Origin of the sequence: Raineyella sp. LH-20, from assembly GCF_033110965.1 — a bacterium.
Taxonomy (GTDB): domain Bacteria; phylum Actinomycetota; class Actinomycetes; order Propionibacteriales; family Propionibacteriaceae; genus Raineyella.
The window spans coordinates 2,621,405-2,641,240 of sequence record NZ_CP137003.1; the positions used below are offsets into that span (position 1 = coordinate 2,621,405).

10 protein-coding genes are annotated in these 19,836 nt (G+C 74.1%); 4 read left to right on the forward strand and 6 right to left on the reverse strand.

Translation table 11 applies throughout. The features are described 5' to 3' along the window. Nucleotides 1-32 precede the first annotated feature (32 nt). Entirely contained in the window at nt 33-878 is an 846-nt protein-coding gene (locus R0146_RS11555; protein ID WP_317689814.1) for a PHP domain-containing protein, read from the forward strand. Nucleotides 879-891: 13 nt separating this feature from the next. Here the strand turns inward: R0146_RS11555 and R0146_RS11560 are convergent, their stop codons facing one another. The 3 genes from R0146_RS11560 to R0146_RS11570 form a co-directional block, all read right to left on the reverse strand. After that, complete coding sequence (locus tag R0146_RS11560) at nt 892-1,710, reverse strand: alpha/beta fold hydrolase (RefSeq protein ID WP_317689816.1); 819 nt, start codon at nt 1,708-1,710, stop codon at nt 892-894. A gap of 7 nt (nt 1,711-1,717) precedes the next feature. Beyond that, the gene (locus R0146_RS11565) at nt 1,718-3,301 is read right to left on the reverse strand and encodes a DEAD/DEAH box helicase (RefSeq protein ID WP_411567145.1); all 1,584 of its coding nucleotides are present in this window, start codon (nt 3,299-3,301) and stop codon (nt 1,718-1,720) included. Nucleotides 3,302-3,453: 152 nt separating this feature from the next. Next, complete coding sequence (locus tag R0146_RS11570) at nt 3,454-3,678, reverse strand: DUF3107 domain-containing protein (RefSeq protein ID WP_317689821.1); 225 nt, start codon at nt 3,676-3,678, stop codon at nt 3,454-3,456. A 157-nt stretch (nt 3,679-3,835) separates the two neighbouring features. On the opposite strand from R0146_RS11570, the gene R0146_RS11575 reads away from it, so the two are divergent. Genes R0146_RS11575 through nudC form a run of 3 tightly spaced genes read left to right on the forward strand, consistent with a single transcriptional unit; the run spans nt 3,836 to nt 11,070 of the window. Further along, on the forward strand, nt 3,836-6,988 hold the full coding sequence (locus R0146_RS11575; protein ID WP_317689824.1) for an ATP-dependent helicase: 3,153 nt from the start codon (nt 3,836-3,838) through the stop codon (nt 6,986-6,988). Next, entirely contained in the window at nt 6,985-10,200 is a 3,216-nt protein-coding gene (locus R0146_RS11580; protein ID WP_317689826.1) for an ATP-dependent helicase, read from the forward strand. The genes R0146_RS11575 and R0146_RS11580 overlap by 4 nt, the downstream gene beginning before the upstream one ends. Nucleotides 10,201-10,212: 12 nt before the next feature. Further along, nucleotides 10,213-11,070, forward strand: a complete 858-nt coding sequence (gene nudC, locus R0146_RS11585) for an NAD(+) diphosphatase (protein WP_317692396.1) — start codon at nt 10,213-10,215, stop codon at nt 11,068-11,070. Between the two features lie 8 nt (nt 11,071-11,078). On the opposite strand, the gene recD is transcribed toward nudC, so the two are convergent. The 3 genes from recD to R0146_RS11600 are packed head-to-tail and all read right to left on the reverse strand — an operon-like array spanning nt 11,079 to nt 19,710. Continuing rightward, entirely contained in the window at nt 11,079-12,977 is a 1,899-nt protein-coding gene (gene recD / locus R0146_RS11590) for an exodeoxyribonuclease V subunit alpha (protein WP_317689829.1), read from the reverse strand. Then, nucleotides 12,974-16,393, reverse strand: a complete 3,420-nt coding sequence (locus tag R0146_RS11595; protein WP_317689831.1) for a UvrD-helicase domain-containing protein — start codon at nt 16,391-16,393, stop codon at nt 12,974-12,976. Before R0146_RS11595 ends, recD begins: the two co-directional genes overlap by 4 nt. Before the next feature lie 35 nt (nt 16,394-16,428). After that, nucleotides 16,429-19,710 (reverse strand): exodeoxyribonuclease V subunit gamma, encoded by a 3,282-nt coding sequence (locus tag R0146_RS11600; protein ID WP_317692397.1) that lies wholly within the window; start codon nt 19,708-19,710, stop codon nt 16,429-16,431. Between the last annotated feature and the right edge of the window lie 126 nt (nt 19,711-19,836).

The following is a 19,836-nucleotide window of genomic DNA, read 5'->3' on the forward strand; positions in this document are numbered from 1 at the left end:
GACCCATGGTGCCACCCCCTACGATGAGGCACATGACCGTCCCGGGCCGCATCGACCTGCACACCCACTCCTCCGTGTCGGACGGGACGGACCGCCCGGCGGAGGTGGTCCGCGCGGCCGCCGACTGCGGCCTGGCCGTCGTCGCGCTGACCGACCACGACACCTGGGACGGCCTGGACGAGGCCGCACGGACGGCCGCGGAGATCGGGCTGGAGTTCGTCGGCGGCCTCGAGATGTCCTGTGCCCACCACGGCAGCTCGGTCCACCTGCTCGGCTACGGAGGGGACCGGACCGACCCGGCTCTGGTCGGCGAACTGGCCCGGATCCGCGCCGGCCGGACGGGGCGGATCCCGGCGATGCTGCGCCGGCTGGCCGCGCTGGGCATGCCGCTGACCGAGGAGGAGGTGGCGGCCCAGGCTCGCGACACCCCGTCGATCGGCCGTCCCCACGTGGCCGATGCCCTGGTCGCCCGCGGCTACGTCGCCAGCCGCGACGAGGCGTTCGCCGGCTACCTGGCCGAGGGCGGGCCGGCGTGGGTCGACCGCTACGCCCCGGACATCTTCACCGGCGTACGTACGCTCCGGGCGGCCGGGGCCGTCCCGGTCATCGCCCACCCGTGGGGGCGGGACTCGAAACGGGTGCTGGCGCTGGACGTGCTGGGCGAGCTGTTGGCGGCCGGGGCGGCCGGCTGGGAGGTCGACCACGTCGAGCACGGACCGGAGGACCGGCGGCGGCTGCGGGCGTACGGCGCGGAGCACGGGGCGCTGATGACCGGCTCCAGCGACTACCACGGGAGAGGGAAGACCCACAATCCGCTGGGCTGTGAGGTCACCGACCCGGAGCAGTACGCCCGATTGCGGGAGATGATGGGCGACTGAGCCGGGCCGGGTCTCAGTCGAGCTCGAGGAAGTTCTGCACCAGCGCGCGGGCGGTCGCCTCGGGCCGATCTTCGGCCGGATGGTCCGAGCAGCCCTTGAGGACCACCGGATCGGCGCCGAACTTCCGCGCCATCGCGACCTGGGCATCGACCGGCCAGGAGTCGGAGTGCTCCCCGTACACCACGTGGAAGTCGATCCCGGTGGCGCACAGCTGCGCGGAGCGGTCCGGGGTGTGCTCGACCGCGTCGATCATCGCCGTCACCGCGTGCGGGTCGGTCCGGGCCACGCGCTCGTCGACGAATGCCGAGGGATGGTCCACCGTCAGCCCGAGCAGGTCGAGGAACTCCCGGTGGATCTCCACCAGAGGACGATGCTCGGCGAGCGCGTCCTCGACGTAACCCAGCGGGCGGGTGCGCCCCAGACCGCCAGGGCCGGAACTCACCAGGGTGACCGAGTCCCAGAAGTCCGGTTCCAGCAGGGCCGCCTCCTCGGCGACCAGTCCGCCGAAACCCTGGCCGACGAGATGGACCGGGATGTCCGAACCGATCTCGTCGACCAGGTCGATGACGTCCTCGGCGAAGACTTCCAGCGAGAACGGGCCGGGGGAGGTGGACTCGTAGCAGCCGCGCAGATCCAGCGCACACGCGCTGAAGCCCTCCTCGGCCAAGGCCGGCAGGACGGTGTCGAAGTCCTCCTTCGACCCGAAGATGCCGTGGATCAGGATGACCACGCCCCGCTCGTCGTCGGGACTGCAGAGGTGCAGCGCCAGCGACGTGCCGTCGTCGAGGTCGACGACGGCCGTCTCGACCGGCCAGCTGGGCGACTCGGTCATCCGGGCCTCATTCCGCCGGCGGCGGGGCCGTCGCGGCGCCCTCACTCTCGCGTCGGATCCGGCGGCGACGGCGTCGGCGAGGAGCGGCCTCACCGGTGCCGGCCTGGGCCGGCTCGGCCGTGGCGCCGTCGGTGGGCTGGACACTGGGCCCGGTCGAGGTGGTCGAACCGGTCGAGTGGGACGGGGACCGATGGGCCGGCTTGTGGCCGCCGGAGGACCGACCGGACCCCTTGCCGCCGGTGCCCTTGCCGGACCCGGCGCCGCCCCGGTGACCGGCCGAGCCGCTGGTCGGCCGCGGCGGGCCGACCCGACCGGAGGTCTCCGGGTCGATGTCCAGATCGGTGAACAGATGGTCGGACGTGGAGTAGGTCTCCTGGAGATCCGCCAGGTCGAGCCCGAGGGTCTTGTTGATCACCTTCCACCGGGTCACGTCGGCCCAGTCGACCAGGGTGACCGCGACGCCCTCGGCCCCGGCGCGGCCGGTACGACCGATCCGGTGGACGTACGTGCTGGAATCCTCCGGGCACTCGTAGTTGATCACGTGGGTGACACCGGTGACGTCGATCCCGCGGGCGGCGACGTCGGTGGCCACCAGGACGTCGATGCGGCCCTCGCGGAACCGGCGCAGCGCCTGTTCGCGGGCGGCCTGGGTGCGATCACCGTGGATCGCGGCGGCGGCGAAGCCCCGCTCGCACAGGTCGTCGGCGACGCGTTGCGCCTCGCGCTTGGTCCGGCAGAAGATCATCACCCGGTCGCGGTCCTTCGCCTGCAGGACGCGGGCGACCAGCTCGGGCTTGTCCAGCGGGTGAGCCTGGTAAATGAACTGCCGGGTGGCCGGGACGGTCTGCACGTCCTCCTGGTGCTCGGCGCGGATGTTCACCGGCGCGTGCAGGTGGGCCCGGGCGAGCGCGACGATGGGCGCCGGCATGGTCGCGGAGAACATCAGGGTCTGACGGTTCTTCGCGGTCTTCGACATCAGCCGCTCGACGTCGGGCAGGAAGCCGAGATCGAGCATCTCGTCAGCCTCGTCGAGGACGGCGATCCGCACCCGGGACAGGTCCAGAGCGCGGCGGTCGGCCAGGTCGAGCAGCCGGCCAGGAGTGCCCACCACGACGTCGATGCCGTCGGCGAGGGCCTCGAGCTGCGGTTCGTACGGCGTGCCGCCGTAGACGGTGAGGATCCGCGCGGTGGTCCGCGCGGAGGCGGTGCTGAGATCCTTGCCGACCTGGTTGGCCAGCTCGCGGGTGGGGGCGATGACCAGCGCCTGCGGGCTGGTGCCGTGCCCGTCCTCGGCGTCGACCGGCAGATCGATGCGCTGGAGCAGCGGCAGCCCGAAGGCGAGGGTCTTGCCCGTGCCGGTGCGAGCCTGCCCGATCAGGTCGGTGCCCTGGAGGGCGATCGGGATCGCCATCTCCTGGATCGGGAACGGATGGACGATGCCGTGCTCTGCGAGGGCCTCGCAGAAGGCGGCATCGATCCCGAGATCCGTGAAGGTTGTGGTGTTGTCTGTCAGGGCTCTGGCCTTTGCAGTCGCGGGCGTCGCGCACGGTCGGTGGGACACCCTGCTTGGACGCGCTCTTCGGCTCGGCACGCCCGGGAGGTACGGTGACGACGCCGAGCGCCCTGACGAGCGTTCGGTGACGACGCCGAACGCCCTTGGGGACGTTCAGAAGCGGCCCCACGGCGGGGCTCGTCACGCGGCCATTCTAGCCCAGCGGCCCGCCGTGCCCCGGACAGCGATCCTCAGAGGCTGCCGAAACCGACCGGACGGGCGTTCGGCTGCCCGATCTCGACGTACGCGACGGCGTCGGCCGGGATCAGCACCTGGCGACCGTGGGTGTCGGTCAGGGACAGCAGGGTGCCGTCCGCGAGGGCCTTCTCGTACGTCGCCCGGAACGCGTCGACCGTCTGGTCGAGGTCGACGACGACCTCGCGGGCAAGATTCTTGACGCCGATCTTGATCTCCACCGGTGTGCCTCTCTGCTCGGATGTGGCTGCCCTCCACCGTGCCACACCGGGGCGTCCGGGACGAAAGCCGTTCGCTGTCGGCGGAGTCTGCACCCGCCGGCACCGCGCACGGGCGGGTCGGCCGGGCAATGTCAGTGGCCTCTGCTGGGATGAGCACGTGGACGCAAGTGGACCGGCGAACGTGATCGCACCCGCGCAGGGACAGGCATCGTGGGTGACCCCGGCGCCTCCCGACGCGGCCGGTCGAGTGGACGCCGGACCGGTCCTCGATCCGGCACAGCAGGTGCTGGTCGAGCACCGGCGCGGACCTCTCCTCGTGCTCGGCGCCGCCGGGACCGGCAAGACGACGGCGCTGGTCGAGGCGGCGGTCGCGGACGTCCGTGACCGCGGGATCGCGCCGGAGCGTGTCCTGGTGCTCACCTTCTCGCGTGCTGCCGCGCGGGGTCTCGCCGAGCGGATCGCCGAGCGGCTCGGCGAGACCGGGGCGGCTGTGCCGGTCCTCAGCATTCACGGCCTGTGTCACGCCCTGTGGGCCGAAGCACACCGTGACGATCCCTGGCGGGTGCTGACCGCGCCGGAGCAGGAACTGCGACTGCGGGAGGTGCTGGAGGGATCGTCCGCGCCGTGGCCCGAGGACGTCCGAGCGGCGGTCGGCACCCGGGTCTTCGCCCGCGAGCTGCGCGATCTGGTGGCCCGGGCCCGCCAGCTCGGTCTGGACCCCGCCGACATCGCCGGGCTCGGGAGGGCCGACGACAGGCCCGCGTGGGTGCGGGCCGCGGGTCTGTTCGAGGAGTACCTCGACGTGCTCGATGCCGAACGAGTGCTCGACTACGACGAACTGGTGCACCGGGTGCGGATCCTGCTGGCCGATCCGCGGTCCGGGGACGCCCTGCGGGAACGCTGGGACCATGTGCTCGTCGACGACCTGCAGGATGCGGTGCCCGCCCATGCGGCACTGCTGCGCGACCTGGTGCCGGCCGGGTCGTCGGCCGGTTTGCTGGTGACGGCGGATCCGGATCGCGCGGTGTATTCCTTCCGCGGTGCCGACGGCAGCGTAGTCGCGCGTTTCCCCAGCGCTCATGCCGATGCCGAGGGACGGCCTGCGCCGGTGCACGTCCTGGGCACCGACCACCGACGCGGTGACCTGCTCACCCGAGTGGTGCACGCGCCGATGTCTCGTCGGCCGCGGCCGGTGACGCTGCCGGACTGGCGGGATCCGGTCCCGGGACGGCGACCGGCGGGCATGGCGAGGCTCCTGCTGTGCGCGGACGATCGGCAGGAGGCGCAGACGGTGGCGCAGGTGCTGTTCGCGGCCCACGAGGAGCGCGGGGTCTGCTGGCACCGGATGGCTGTCGTGGTGCGCTCCCGCGGGACCGAGGAGGCGCTGCTGCGCCGCCGGTTGGTCAGGGCCGGGATCCCGGTGGCGGTGGCCGACGACACGCCCTTGATCGACGAGCCGGCCGTCCGGGTGCTACTGGAGGTCCTGACGGCGGCGCTAGGCGCCGAAGAGGTCGCGACGGAGACGGTGGAGCGGTTGGCTCTCGGCCCACTGGGTGCCCTCGATCCACTGGACCTGCGCCGGCATCGGCGGCTGGTGGCCTCCTCCGTGCCGGCCGAGCCGCCGGTCGGCCTGCTCCGCGTGCAACGGCGGTTGGATGCGGTCCGCGATGCGGTCCGGGTGACCCGGGAGGCGATCGCGACCGCGGGCAGCGCCGAGGAGGTGCTCTGGGCGGCCTGGCAGGCCACCGACTGGCCGCAGCGGCTCCGGAAGACGGCGCTCGGCGGCGGGCCGGACGCCCGACGGGCGGATCGCGACCTCGACGCGGTGCTGACGCTGTTCGATTTCGCCGCGCGCAGCGGCGCCCGGCGCGGCAGGGGAGCCGCCGAGGACCTGGTCGAGGAGGTGCGTCACCAGGAGATCGCCGTCGACGCACGGATGACCCGGCGGTTCCAGCCGGACGCCGTGGAGGTCCTCACGCCGCATCGGTGCGCGGGTCGGGAGTGGGACCTCGTCGTGGTGGCCGGGGTGCAGGAGGGGGTCTGGCCCGCCCAGCGACGGAGTCGGTCGTTGTTGGGGGCCGACCGGTTGGGTCCGGAGGGGCTGATCCCGCCGATGACCGCCGGTGAGGTGCTGGCCGAGGAGCGCCGGCTGTTCCACCTGGCCTGCTCCCGGACGCGCGACGCACTGGTGGTCACCGGTGTCGCGGACGACGGGGAGGCCGGGCCGCCGTCCCGCTTCCTCGCCGAACTCGGTCTGGAGGCGACCGCGCCGGATCCGGACCGCGGGCCGTCGCCGAGCGCCGCCTCGCTGGTCGGTGAGCTGCGGTCGGTGGGGGCTGACCCGTCGCAGAGCCCTCTGGTGCGTGACCAGGCCGCGGCGGCACTGGCCCGCCTCGCCGACCAGTTGCCGTCGGCGGCGCCCCGCACCTGGTGGGCGGCACGGGAGACGACCCACCGGGCGGAGCCGATGGTCGCCCCCGACCAGCCGGTCGTGCTCTCACCGAGCGGCGTGGATGCTCTGCGCCGCTGCCCGCGGCGATGGTTCCTCGAGCGACGGGGCGGGGCGACGGGGACGACCGGCGAGGCGGCGGCGGTCGGCACCCTGGTCCACGAACTCGCCCGGCGGGTAAGCCAGCGGGAGATCGCACCGGGACAGCTGCGCGACGCGTTCGACGAGGCATGGGCGGCCATCACGGCGGGCCCGGCCTGGCGACAGGACGCCCGTCGCGAGCGGGTGTGGAGCATGGTGGAGGCCTGGCGGTCCTGGGACGCCGGCCGGCCGGAGGGCACCCTGGTCGGGGTCGAAGCCGGCTTCCGCTGCGACCTGCCGGTCGAGCTCCCCGACGGGCGCTCCGACCGGGTCGAGGTGCACGGCAAGGTGGACCGCCTGGAGATGATCGACGGCCGCCCAGTCGTCGTGGACTACAAGACCGGGCGCAAGGCCACCGCCGGCCAGGTCGCGACACTGGGACAGCTGGGCGTCTACCAGCTGGCGGTCCGGGCGGGGGCCTTCGACGAGCTGACCGGCGGGGCGCACCATCGACCCGGTGCCGCCCTCGCGGTGTACCTCGACGCAGGAGCCGGCGATCCCAGAGCGGCCACCCTGAGCCAACCTTCGCTCGACGACGTCCCCGTCCCGGAGAAGCTCCCTGACGGCCTCGACCTGGGCACCGCGCCGGACTGGGCCACGGCGGCGGTGGCGGAGGCGGTGCGGATCGTACGGGACGAGGACTTCCGGGCTCGTCACGGAGCGCACTGCCGGGGCTGCCCGTTCAGCGCCGAATGCCCCCCGAGAGGAGCCCGGCGATGACGACGGTCGACGGTCCGGCCCTGTGTCGGCTGGTCGGCATCCCGTTCTCAGCCGAGCAACTCGCGGCGATCACCGCGCCGCTCGAGCCCGGGGTGATCATCGCTGGGGCCGGCACCGGCAAGACGACGGTGATGGCGGCACGGGTCGTCTGGCTGGTCGCATCCGGTCTGGTCCGGCCGGAACAGGTCCTCGGCCTGACCTTCACCCGGCGGGCCGCCCGGGAGCTGGGGAATCGGATCCGGGCCTCCCTGGAGGGCGCCGGCCTGCTCGGGACGGCCGAGGAGTCCGGCGGGCCGACGGTGGCGACGTACGACGCATTCGCCGGGACGCTGTGCGCCGAGCACGGGCCTCGGCTCGGGGTGGAAGGCGACCTTCGCCTGGTCGACGACGCGGAGCTCCATGCCCTGGCGGACCGGGTGGTCGCCGAGGGCCGGGTCGCCGCGCCGGGGCTCGCCGACCTGTCAGTGGCCACCGTCGTCGAACGGGTGGTGGCGCTGAGCGGGGAGATGCTCGCGAACGGTGTGACGATCGAGCGGCTCCTCGACCAGTGCCGCGCCTTCCGGGCCGAGCTCGAGGAGGTGCCGCTGTATCGGGGCAAGCCGTACAAGGACGTGGTCGACGCCCTCGGGGTGGATCGGGCCCGACGGGAGCTGGTCGGCTTCGTCGGCGACCTGTGGGCGGCGAAGGCCCGCGACGGGGTGGTCGAGTTCGCCGACCGTACGGCACTGGCCGCCCGGTTGGCGACCGAGGTGGCCGGAGTCGGCCGCGGGCTGCGCGAGGAGTTCCGGGTGGTGCTGCTGGACGAGTATCAGGACACCTCCGCGGCGCAGACCAGCATGTTGGCCGGCCTGTTCTCGGGCCCCGACCCTGCCCACGGGCGGGGATTCCCGGTCACCGCCGTCGGCGACCCCCTGCAGGCCATCTATGAGTGGCGCGGGGCGGCGGTCGGCACCATCGCCGGGTTCCCCGGCCGATTCCCGGCCGCCGACGGCACTCCGGCACGACACTTCACGCTGCGGACGAACCGCCGCTCCGGCCATGCGATCCTGGCGGTCGCCAACGAGGTGTCGGCGCCGCTGCGCGCCACGGGCGGACCGGCCTGCCCCGAGGCGTTGATCGGACCGGACCGGGCTGCGCCGGGGGAGGTCACCGTTCATCGGGCGCTCAGCTGGGACGATGAGCTGGACCACATCGTCCGTACGCTCCTGGAGGAGCACCAGCGGGGGGTCGGCTGGGCCGACATCGCGGTGCTGGGGCGCCGTCGGGCCGATCTCGCCGTGCTGCACCGCGTCCTGGACGACGCCGGCATCCCGTCGGTGCTCGTCGGGCTGGGGGGTCTGCTGGAGTTGCCGGAATGCGGTCAGGTGATCGCCGTGTTGCGGCTGCTGCACGACGTCACCGACAATCTGTCCGCGGTGACCGTGCTCGCCGGTCCCCGCTGGCGCCTCGGGTCCCGCGACCTGGCCGCACTGGCGCACCGTGCGGCGCTGCTGGCCGGGGAGGGTCAGGATCCGTGTCTGCTGGACGCCGTCGATGACCCGGGTCCCGCGGGACTGTCCGCCGAGGCCCGGGCACGGGTGGCGGTGCTCTCCGCGGAGTTGGCGCGGCTGCGGGCCCACGCCGGGGATCCGATCAGCGAATTGGTCGCCCGGGTGGTCCGTGCCCTCGGGATCGTCCCGGAACTGCTGGCCGGTCGGGGCAGCGATGGTGCCCGGCAGGTGGACGCCCTGATCGAGGCCGTCGAGGAGTACGGCTCGCGGCGAGCCTCGGCCGGGCTGGCCGGTCTGCTGGCCTGGTTCGACGCCGAGATCCGGGTCGGGCGGGGCATGGAGCAGTCCCCACCGCCGGCCCAGGACGCCGTCACGCTGCTCACCGTGCACGCGTCGAAGGGGCTGGAGTGGGACGTGGTGCTGCTGCCCGCCGTGGTCGACGGTGTCTTCCCCAGCACACCGACGCCGGCTGACTGGACCCGCTCGGCGCAGGTGCTGCCGTTCGAACTGCGCGGGGATGCCGACGGCCTGCCGCACCCGGTCGAGATGACCCGGACGGGCTTGAAGGAATGGCGCGACGAACTCAAGGATCTCGCCCGCGACGGCGAACGACGGCTCGGCTACGTCGCGGTGTCGCGGGCCCGTCACCGGCTGCACGTCTCGGGTCATCGCTGGCACCCGGACGCCGTGACCGAACGCCGCGAGTCGCCGTTTCTTCGGGCCGCCCGTACCGCGCTGGGACAACCGGACGACGCGCCGGAGGACACGGCGGCGGCCAACCCGTACGCCGAGCGCGGTGCGGACGACCTCGGCGCGGGGCGGGCGGTCCCTCCGGGCAGCGCCGCGCCGGATCCTGGTGATCCGGGTGCCGCGGTCGCTCCCGGCTGGTCCGGTGCGAGTGCCGGTGACACCGTTCCGGAGGCTGTCCGCGACCTCGCCCTGGCGGTGGACCGCTGGCGGGGAGTCCTCGCCGACGGCGGCCGACCCGCCCCGCCACCGGAGGCCGACAGCGCCGCCCGGGCCGAGCGGTGGCGTCGCGACGGGGACCGGATCATCGCCCGGTTGCGGGCACGGCCCTCACCGGTCGATGTGGAAGGTCCCGGCCGGCTCTCGGTGACGGAGATCGTCCGCGGCATCGCCGACCCGGAGGCGCTGCGCGAGCAGGTGCGCCGCCCGATGCCCGTCCAGCCGTCACGGCGGGCGACGCTGGGCACCCGCTTCCATGCCTGGGTGGAGGAGCGGTTCCGCCACCAGGGCACCCTCGACATGCAGTTCGAGGAGGCGGAGGGGATCGCCGTCGGCCGTCAGCGGTCCGAGGCCGACGATGCGATGCTGGCCGAGTTCGACCTGCTGTGCCGAGCGTTCCGGGCGGGCCGGTTCGCCGACCGCCAGCCGCTGGCCCTCGAGTTGCCGTTCGCCCTGTCGCTGGGCGGACGGCTGGTGCGCGGCCGGATCGACGCCGTCTACCGCCAGCCTGCGGGGGCGGACACCGACTACCTGGTGGTCGATTGGAAGACCCACCGCGGCGGCACGGCCGATCCGCTTCAGCTGGCTCTCTACCGGCTGGCGGTGGCCAGGGTGTACGGCGTGGAGGTGGACCGGATCGCCGCCGGCTTCTACTACGTCCGCCGCGACCGGTTCGACCTCGCCGAGGACCTGCCCACCGTCGACGAGCTGGTCGCCGACGTGGCCCGGCTCACTGCTGTGCTGGGCCGGGAATAGGCTGGCGCCGTGATGGACTGGTCGGTGGCGAGCATGTTGGACCGCAGCGAGGAGCATCGGGACGACGCCGGGTGGGTGCACCGGCAGTGGCGCTCGTCGGACGCGCTGCTGCTGCCGGTCGGCCCGGGCGGACGGCTTCCCGTCGCGCCGGGACCCGCCCTGCGCTACGCGGCGACCGCCGGTGATCTGGATCCGGCCACCACCCATCTGCTCGGCGTGCTGGACGGCCATGCGGTGTTCTGCCGGGTCGTCGACGAGGTGACCGGCGAGACGGCGATCGTCCGCGAGATCGGCCACCGACTCGCCGAGGGCCAGGCCGAGGTGGCGTTCTGTGCCACCTCGCTGGCCAACTGGCATCGGATCGAGCCGCGCTGCGCCGCTTGCGGTGCCCTCACCGAGCCGCGCCGCGCCGGACTGATGCGGCACTGCCCGGCGTGCGGCCGCGACACCTGGCCACGGACCGACCCGGCCGTCATCGTCGCGGTGACGAACACCGACGACGAGATCCTGCTGGCCCACCAGCCGGTCTGGGCGGCGGGCCGGGTCTCGGTGCTGGCCGGGTTCGTCGAGACCGGGGAGTCCCTGGAGCAGGCGATCCACCGCGAGATCCTCGAGGAGGCAGGCGTCCGGCTGGGCGAGGTGCGCTACGTCGCCAGCCAGCCGTGGCCCTTCCCGCGCTCCCTGATGCTCGGCTTCCGGGCCACCGCGGTGACCACCCGGATCACTGTCGACGCCGAGGAACTGGCCTGGGGACGTTGGTTCAGCCGGGCCGACGTCCGGGCGGGTCGGGCCGACGGCAGTCTGGTGCTCCCGCCGGGCTCCTCGATCGCCCGCCGGCTGATCGAGGACTGGCTCGGCGAGCAGGCCTGAGCCGCGGGTCAGCGGTCTCCGTCCCGGCCGCCGGCCAGCCCCGACGCGCGGTTGGCCCGCCGGCAGACCGCCTCCCGCAGGGCGGCGCGGGTGCCGTACAGATGGACCGCCCCCGAGGCGCGGGTGATCGCCGTGTAGAGCAGTTCGCGGGTGAGCAGCGCCGATCCCTCGTCGGGCAGGATCACCGAGACCTCGTCGAACTGGCTGCCCTGCGCCTTGTGGATGGTGCTGGCATACATCGGGACCAGTCCGGTGAGTTGCACCGGGGCGAGGAACCGTACGCTCCGCTCGTGCAGGTCGGCCAGCGCGAGCCGTCGGCCGGCCGGGGTGGCGACCACGGCGCCGACGTCCCCGTTGTAGACCTGCAGGGCCCTGTCGCGCCGGGTCACCAGGAGCGGCTCTCCGATCGCCGTTGTCTCCTCCCCGGCGCGTCCCAACCAGCCGCGGGCGATCCGGTTCCAGGTGGTCACCCCGGCCGGGCCGCGCCGATGGGCGCAGAGCAGGCGGTGACGATTCAGCTCCGCGAGCGTCTCCGCGGCGTCGCCCTGCTCGGCGAGGCGCTCCAGCTCCGACCCCCACGCCACCATCCGCTGCCGCAGGGTGGCGTACGCCGCATCCTCCGGGCCTCGCGAGACGGGGGTGAAGACGACGTTGTCACCCGGGCCCAGCCCGTCGATCAGGGTGTCGACACGGTCGGGATCGCCGTCCCGGATCGCCAGGGCGAGGTCGGCGATCCGGCCCTGGAACCGCCAGGTGTGACTCAGCCCCACCAGCCCGGGGCGGGCCAGGGCGGGTCGGTCGACCGGATCGACCAGGCTGTCCAGCAGCTCCCGGGTCGTCGTCGTGGCGCGTCCGGTCGGGTCCTGAGCGCGCACCAGGGCGCCGATGTCGGAGAACACCGCGCCGGCCTCCACCGAGGCGAGCTGGTCGGGGTCGCCGACGAGCAGCAGCCGGGCGTCCGGGCGGGTCGCCTCGAGCAGCCGCGCCATCAGCGACAGCGACACCATCGACATCTCGTCGACCACGATCAGGTCGTACGGCAGCGGCATGGTGCGGTCGTGGGCGAAGCGCGTCGTGCTGTCGCGCCGCCAGCCCAGCAGGCTGTGCACCGTGGTGGCGTGCAGCCGGATGAGCCGCTGGACCACCGCCGGGTCGGCGTCGCCGACCGTGGCCAGGGCGTCCTTGATCGCCTCGCCCATCCGGGCGGCCGCCTTGCCGGTGGGGGCCGCCAGGCCGATGTGCAGGTCGGGTTCCAGCGTCGCGAGGACCACCAGGATCCGGGCAATGGTGGCGGTCTTGCCGGTGCCGGGGCCACCCTGCAGCACGCACAGCCGGGTCGCCACGGTCGTCGCGGCCGCCGCTCGCTGGTGGTCCGGCTCCCCGGGGGCCAGGCCGGTCGGTCCCTCGACCCGCGGGAACACCGCCCGCAGGGTGGCGGCGATCCGGTCCCGGTCCGCCCCGACCATCGGGGTGCTGCGGCGCAGGTCGACGTCGGCGCGGACCAGTTGCTCGTCGCGCCAGTAGCGATCCAGATACAGGAGACTTCCCACCAGCCGTAGTGGTCGTCCGGGCGGCCCGTCGACACCGACGCTGACCAGCGGACTCGCCCGCAGGCAGGCCAGCCAGTCCGCCAGGTCCGGCCAGTCCAAGGCGGAGACGTCGACCGCGTTCTCGTCGCTCTCGAAGATCGCCTCCTTGACGCCGGCGAGGTCGATGCACACCGAGCCGGCGCGCACCGCACGGATCGCCAGGGCGATGGCCAGCGGCACCCGGGGGTCATCCGCTCCGCCGAGGAACGCCAGCTGCTGGGCGGCCTGGACATCGGCGAAGCCGAACACGCCGGCTGCGTCGAACGCGGCGACCAGTCCGGTCCCGATGACGCTGGTGGACCCCGTGGTGCTCGTCATGGCAGCGGCCTCCCGTCGGTGATCAGGTCGGCGATCTCGACGACCAGTGCGGCCGGCGGACGCCAGGCGAACACCCCGTACGGCACGTCGCCGGCCGTCGGCGTCCCCGGGCCGACCATGCCGCGCAGGAAGAGGTAGCGGATCCCGCCCAGGTGCTCCTCGGGACGGTAGCCGGGCAGCCGCCAGCTGAGGAACCGGTGCAGGGCGACCGTGTAGAGCAGCGCCTGCAGCGGATAGTGTGCGGCCGCCATCGCTCCGGCCAGTGACCCCGGAGCGTACGCCGCCAACGGGAGCAGACCGTCACTGGGCGGCCCACCCAGCCAGTTCGTCTTGTAGTCCACCACCACGAACCGCGGTGTGGCACCGCCCACCCGCAGCACGGCGTCGATGCTGCCGGTGAGGAAGCCTCGCAGCGTCTGGTCACCCAGCCCGGGGGCGCGCAGGTGCGCCGGATAACCGACGCCGGCCAGCGGGTCGTCCGCCGGCAGGTGGCGGTCCAGCGCATCGGCGATGTCGGCGAGCAGGGAGGCCTCCCCGGGCCGGTCGCCACCGCCCAGCGGCAGCTCGAAGTCGAGCTCGCTGAGCCGGTCGCCGAGAGCGACGTCGGCCAGACTGGTCGCGGCCAGTTCGCCGCCGAGCGGCGTACGGGTCGCCGCGTCCAGCGCGGCCGCGAGCGCGGCCGGGTCGAGTCCGTCGACCGGCGAGCTCGCCACCGCGCCGTCGACGAGCCGGGTGAACGGCGTGCCGGACGGGTCCCAGGCCTCGAGCACCGCGTGGACCAGGGTGCCGAACCGTGCGCCGGTCGGCAGCAGCCCCCACGGGGAGGTCCGGCCGGCCGCTGGATCGGTCGCGTCCGCGGCCCCGCCTGCCACCGCCCTGCCTGCCACCGCCCTGGCGGCATCGGCGACCGCGGTGTCGCTCGGCGGGACCGACGATCCGTCCAAGGCGGGCTCGTCGTCGGCCCGCACGCCGTCGAAGAGGGGAGCGTCAGGAGTTCGGTCGTGCTGGGCGGCGGTCAGACCGGTGTAGGAGGTCCGCCGCCAGGCAGTGTCGAGGGGACGGTCGAACCGGCGGAGCAGCAGCGGCGGCGCCGGCTCCGGTGCGGTCGGCGGCGGAAGCGGCTCGGTGTCGTCGGCGACGTACGCCACCCGTACCTCGGCCAGCGGCGGCGGTGCCTGGTCCTCCAGGGCGGCGACGACCCGGGGCAGCGTGCCGTCGACGGCCCGTTCGCCGAACAGCGCCCGGTGCAGCGGGGCGGCCGGCGCGTTCTTCTCGTGCGGGGCCCACCAGGCGATCACCTGGGAGGCGGCACGGGTCATCGCGACGTAGAGCACCCGGAGCTGTTCGCCGGCAGCCTCGTCCAGAGCGATCCGATGACGGGCCCGCGACGACGGGTCCCGCCGCCCACCGACGTCCACCATCCGATCGCCGGCCCGGTCATGCACGGTGAACGCCTCGGGCACCACCTCGTCCTTGGCGGCCGGCCGGACGTCGGTCATGTCGGGCAGCAGCACGATCGGGAACTCCAGCCCTTTGGCGGAGTGCACGGTGAGCACCTGGACGGCCTCCGCCTCGGTCTCCAGCCGCAGCGAGTGGTCGTCGTCCCCCGACCGGCCGGCCGCCGACATCGCGTCGTCCAGCCACGCGAGCAGGCGCCGCGGGGCGAGATGCCCGTCGGTCTCCGCCTCGTGCAGCAGCTGGCCGAGATGGCGCAGGTCGGTGATCTCCCGCTCCGACCCGGTCCGGCTGATCGACCCGGCCGCCAGCTGCCCCTCGTCCAGGGCGGCCTCGAGCACCGCGGTCACCCCGCACTCCTGCCATCGCCGCGCCCATGTGCGGGCGCGGATGAACAGCACGGAGCGCTCGTCCTCGCCGGCACGGATCAGGTCCTCGAGTCCCCAGCCGACGAACGGCCCCAGGGCGAGCCGGTGGACAGCGGCCGGTTGCGGATCCAGCAGCGTCGCCAGCAGGTCGCGCCAGGCGGTGGCCGCCGGAGACCTGAGCACGCTGTCGGCCCCGTTCAGCACGGCCGGGATGCCGTGGCCGATGAGCGCCCGGGCCATCCGCTCGGCGGCGATGTTGGTGCGGACCAGCACGGCGATGTCGCGGGGCCGGACCGGCCGGGCGCTGCCGCCGTCGTCGAGCGTGGTGCCGTCGGTGAGCAGCCGGGTGACCACCGCGACGGCGTCGCGGCGGATCCGCTCGCGCTGGGCGCTGACGCTGCGGTACGTACGCGACAGTCGGCGCAGCTCCATCCCGGGGCACGGCGTGCCCACCGGATCGTGCAGTCGTGAGCCCTCGTGACAGGCCCGCACCGGCACCAGGGTGATGTCCGGGTCGCCGAGCGCCGTGCCGCCGAGGACCGCGTCGACGGCGCGGACGACGCTCGCGTCGGAGCGCCAGTTGGTGGTCAGCGTCAGCCGCCGGTCGGCCGCCTGGGCGGCGGCCAGGTAGGTCTGTACGTCACCGCCGCGAAAACCGTAGATCGCCTGTTTGGGATCCCCGATCAGGAACAGGTCGCTGTGCCCGTGGAAGGCGGTCTGCAGGATCTCCCACTGCCGGGGATCGGTGTCCTGGAACTCGTCGACCATCACCACTCGGTAGGCCTCGCGCAGTCGGGCCGCGGTGGCGGTCGCGGTGGCGGGCTGCCGCAGCGCGGCGGCGAGTCGCCCGATCAGGTCGTCGTACGTGTAGAGCCCCCGGGAGATGAGCCGGCGCTCCACTTCCCGACGGGCCCGTCCGGCGAAGTCGACCCGGGCGGCGACGGCGGGATCGTCGGCCGGATCGGGCACGATCGGCGCTGCCGGTGTGGCCATCGCGGCGGCGACCAGGGTGCGGGCGACCTCCGGGGAGAACGGCGGATCGGCCAGGCCGCCGTACATCGACAGGTGGAGGTCGTCGGCGACCTCGGTGGTGATCGCGTGGTGGTCGGCCAGCAGGGCGGTGCCCGTACGATGCCCGGACAGGAGACCGAGGCGGTCGAGCATCGATCCGGCGAACTCATGGATGGTGGCGATCGTGGCCGCGTCGAAGTCGGTGCGGGCCTCGACGAGCCGGTCCCGGGTGGTCGCGGACGCGTCGGCGCGCAGCGCCTGCCACAGCGGGTCCTCGTTCGGTGCGGCAGGGGTGTCGAGGACCCGGACCGCCTCGGTCAGCCGGGACCGCACCCGGGCACGTAGTTCGCGGGCCGCCTTGCGGGTGAAGGTGATCAGCAGGATCGAGCGCAGCGGGGTGCCCCGGGCGACCGAGAGGACGACCAGGGAGGCGATGGTGTGGGTCTTCCCGGTGCCGGCGCTGGCCTCCAGCAGGGTCGTTCCACCCGGCAGCGGCGCGGCGAGGTCGAGCCGGTCGGCGCTGTCGACCGGGGCCGGCCCGGGGGAGGGCGGTGCGGGGGAGAGGAGCGGGGTCTCGGGCACGGGATTCATTGACTGGGGGTTCATGGACAGGGGGTTCATCGGCGCTGTTCGGCCTCGTCGAGCGGGGACCACAGGCCCCGGGCCAGGTCGGCGATCCAGTCGGGCTCGTCGCCGATCGCCGGCAGCTGCGCCGGCCGGGGGGCCCGGACCAGTGCCTGTAGGTCGCGGCCCCACAGCAGCTCCCAGTTGGCGTCGCGCTCCTGGTCCCAGGCCTGGAGCAGGGCCCGGTGGCCCCACAGATCGGACCCGCCGGTCCCGGGACGGACGCTGCTCTGCAAGGCAGCGCCGGTCCGCAGCGGCAGCGGCAGCGGGGTGGTCAGCCCGACGGTCGCCACCTGCACCCACCGGTCGAGCAGGAAACGGGCGGTCCGCGAGTCGGGGGCGGCCAGGTCGAGCAGGTCGTTGCGGCCGATCAGCTGGGCCCGGGGCCGGTCCACCGCCCCGGCTGCGGCCAACGCCAGCAGGTCGAACCAGGCGCGCAGGCGGTGCCTGGGGCCGATCCGACCGTACGCCACGGAGACCACGGTGGCGCCCCGGGTGGTGACGTCGGCGCTCAACACCCGCCCCTCGGCGAGCGGGACCCGGACGTGTCGGGTCTGCGGAGCCTCCGCCCGAACAGCGGCGGACTCCCGCAGGATCCGGTCGACGGTGCCTCGGATCCGGTCCAGGACGGCGGCTCCGGCGGCGCCCGGCGGCAGCGTGCCGCGCAGCTGTTCAGCGCGCAGGGCGTCATCCAGGCCGTCGCCGCGGAGGGTGGCCTCCAGCACGCGGCTGCCGCAGGCCCAGACACCGAGTCCGTCGAGCTCGAGCGGCATCGTGTCGGCGGGTTCCTCCTCGTCGCTCCACCGGGTGAAACCGGCGCGTCGGCGCAGGAAGGCACGCGCCGGGTGGAGCAGGACGTCGACGACGTCGGCCAGCGGCACCACTGCGTCGTCCCATTCCCAGGCCGGGATCTGCAGCCGGTGGGCGAGCGGTTCCGCGGTCGTCCGGTCGCGGACCGGCGGCAGTGCGGTGAGGGCGCGGGCGCCCGCCGCGGCGGCCGGGTCGAAGCCGGACACCGCGGAGGCCCGGAAGGGTGCCGCCGCCGGGTCGCCGAACGACGTCGGGGCGTACGGCTGCAACGGGTGACGGGCGACCAGCACCTCCTCGATCCGGGCGTCGTCGGACAGGGCGAGCATCGGCCGCAGCGCGTCGAGCAGGTCGCTGACGACCACCGCGGGGGGCCGGGTCTCGCCGGTGCGCGGATCGGCGCCGGTCCAGGTGAGCACCAGATGCTGGCGGGCGGCGCGGACCAGGTCGAGGAAGAGCTGACGGTCGTGGTGCCGCGGACCGGGCACCGTCGGTTCGGGAGCGAGGTCGACCAGGTTGTCGCCGTCGGCGCGCTCCGGACGCGGCAGACGGCCGTCGTCGAGACCGGCCAGACAGACCACCCGGTAGGGGACGTGCCGGGCGGGGGTGAGCGAGCAGACGGTCATCGCGCCGGAGCGGAACGCCGAGCGTGGCACCCGTCCCCGTACGGCGTCGTCGATCAGGTCGAGCAGGTCCTCCAGCACGAGCGTCGGGGCGTCGGCGGGGGCCGCGTCGGCAACCTCTGCCAGGATCCGCCAGGCGTGGTCCAGCTGCCAGGCCCGGTCGGGGGCGGGGGTCATCAGCCGGTCGATCGCGTCGCGGCAGATCGTCGCCCACTCGGCGGCGGTGTGCGGCTCGGCGGCGGTGCGGGCGAGCCGGATCAGCCGGGCCATCAGTTCGGCGACCGCACCGACCACGTCGATGTCGGAGGAACCGACGTCGTCGAGCGGCAGGCCGCTGCGGACGGCGTACGACCCGTCCTCGGTCATCGCGATGCCGACCAGCATCCGGTTCAGGCCGCTCAGCCAGGTGTTCGCCCCGACGCCGGCCAGGCCGAACCGGTCGCGGTGGGCGGCGTTCATGCCCCACCGCACGCCTGCGGCGGCGATCAGGTCGTGGGCGCGGGCGACGTCGTCCTCCTCGAGGCCGAAGTGGCGGGCCACCGGGTCAGCTGCCAGGAACGCCTCCAGTTCCGTTGCTCCGGCACGGCCCCTGCCCATCGCCAGGGCCTCGACGAGGCGGTTGAGAAGGTCGTTGTGCTCGCGTCGGTCAGGGTCGGCGAACCGCACCGGGATCGCCCGGGCCGGATGGCCGCCGCCCGGCCGCTCCGGATCGGTCGTGGCGAAGGCCGCCTCCAGGACGGGCAACAGGGTCGGATCGGCACAGGCGATGAGAACGTCGCGTGGTTCCAGCGTCGGATCGTCAGCCAGCAGTCCGCAGACCACGTCGCGGAGCACCTCCGCCTGGCGGTCAGGGCCGTGGCAGGAGTGCAGGGAGATGCTGGTGTCGTCGGACGCCGGCGGTGCCGGGGGGCCGACCTCGCCGGCGGCCAGGTCGTGGTGCAGCCGGTCCAGCACCGTGCGTCCCGCGGCCTCCGTGCCTCCCGCCTGCGGCGTGCGGTGCCTGTCGGCTCCGTGCTCCACCACCCCCGCGCCCGCGTCGAGCAGGGCGGTCACGGTGGCCGCTGACTCGTGGTCGAGGACCGCGGCCAACGGATGGCGTGTGTCGCCGGTGGAGGCGCCCGGCAGCCAGATCCGCACCTGGTGCGCGCCGGACAGTGCGGTGAGCAGCCGGACCTCCGGGGCACTGAGGGCACCCGGGGCCCAGCAGTCGATCGTGGCAGGGACACCGGGCAGTGGGCCGGCCGCCAGCGTCTCCTCGGCCAGCGCGATCCGGGACACCGGGTCGGGCACCGCCGCGGTCTGCGGCCGGGCCAGCAGGGCGCGCCAGAGCGGAGGCTGCCAGGCCAGATCGTCGGGCACCCCGGCGTCCTGCCCTGCCGCCCAGGCCGTCAGCAGCGCGGGCCGGCGCCGGGCGTAGTCGAGCAGCACCTCGGCGACGTGGCGGGCCAGCCAGACGGTGCCACCGTCGGCCCGCTGAGCCTGCTGCCAGGACCCCAGCGTGGTGTCCCGCCAGCGGTCGGTGTCGGCGAGCAGAGCCGCCACCTGCCAGCCCAGCCGTCCGGGCCGCCAGGGATCGGTGTCCGGGTCGACGCCCGCGGCCCGCGCGGTCGTCTCCCGTAGCCAGGCGCCCAGCGGCGGCATCGCGATGCCCGCGGAGATCCCGAGCGTACGGGTCAGCCGGTGCGCCAACCAGCGCTGGGTGCCGGGCCCCTCACAGGTGATCAGCAACTCGTCGAACACCCCGGCCGGCGGCGTCGCGAGGGCGCCGGACAGGGCGTCGGCGAGCACCTCGGCAGCCGCCCCGAGATGGAGCGTGGGTCGGCCGGTCGGCGAGGAGTGGGTCATGATGGCCACCACCCTAGAGGAGCGCTGTGACACCGGCGCCGTACGTGACACCGGATGTCGTGGCAGACCGGAGCCGCCGGGGGAGATCGACGTGGGCGGGGTGTCGGCGTCGCGTCCTACAGTGTG

What these genes read in the sequence shown, in the direction of transcription:
- R0146_RS11600 (WP_317692397.1), bottom strand. Translation starts at nt 19,710, where the DNA reads ATGACCCACTCCTCGCCGACCGGCCGACCCACGCTCCATCTCGGGGCG.
- R0146_RS11560 (WP_317689816.1), bottom strand. Translation starts at nt 1,710, where the DNA reads ATGACCGAGTCGCCCAGCTGGCCGGTCGAGACGGCCGTCGTCGACCTC.
- R0146_RS11580 (WP_317689826.1), top strand. Translation starts at nt 6,985, where the DNA reads ATGACGACGGTCGACGGTCCGGCCCTGTGTCGGCTGGTCGGCATCCCG.
- nudC (WP_317692396.1), top strand. Translation starts at nt 10,213, where the DNA reads ATGGACTGGTCGGTGGCGAGCATGTTGGACCGCAGCGAGGAGCATCGG.
- recD (WP_317689829.1), bottom strand. Translation starts at nt 12,977, where the DNA reads ATGACGAGCACCACGGGGTCCACCAGCGTCATCGGGACCGGACTGGTC.
- R0146_RS11555 (WP_317689814.1), top strand. Translation starts at nt 33, where the DNA reads ATGACCGTCCCGGGCCGCATCGACCTGCACACCCACTCCTCCGTGTCG.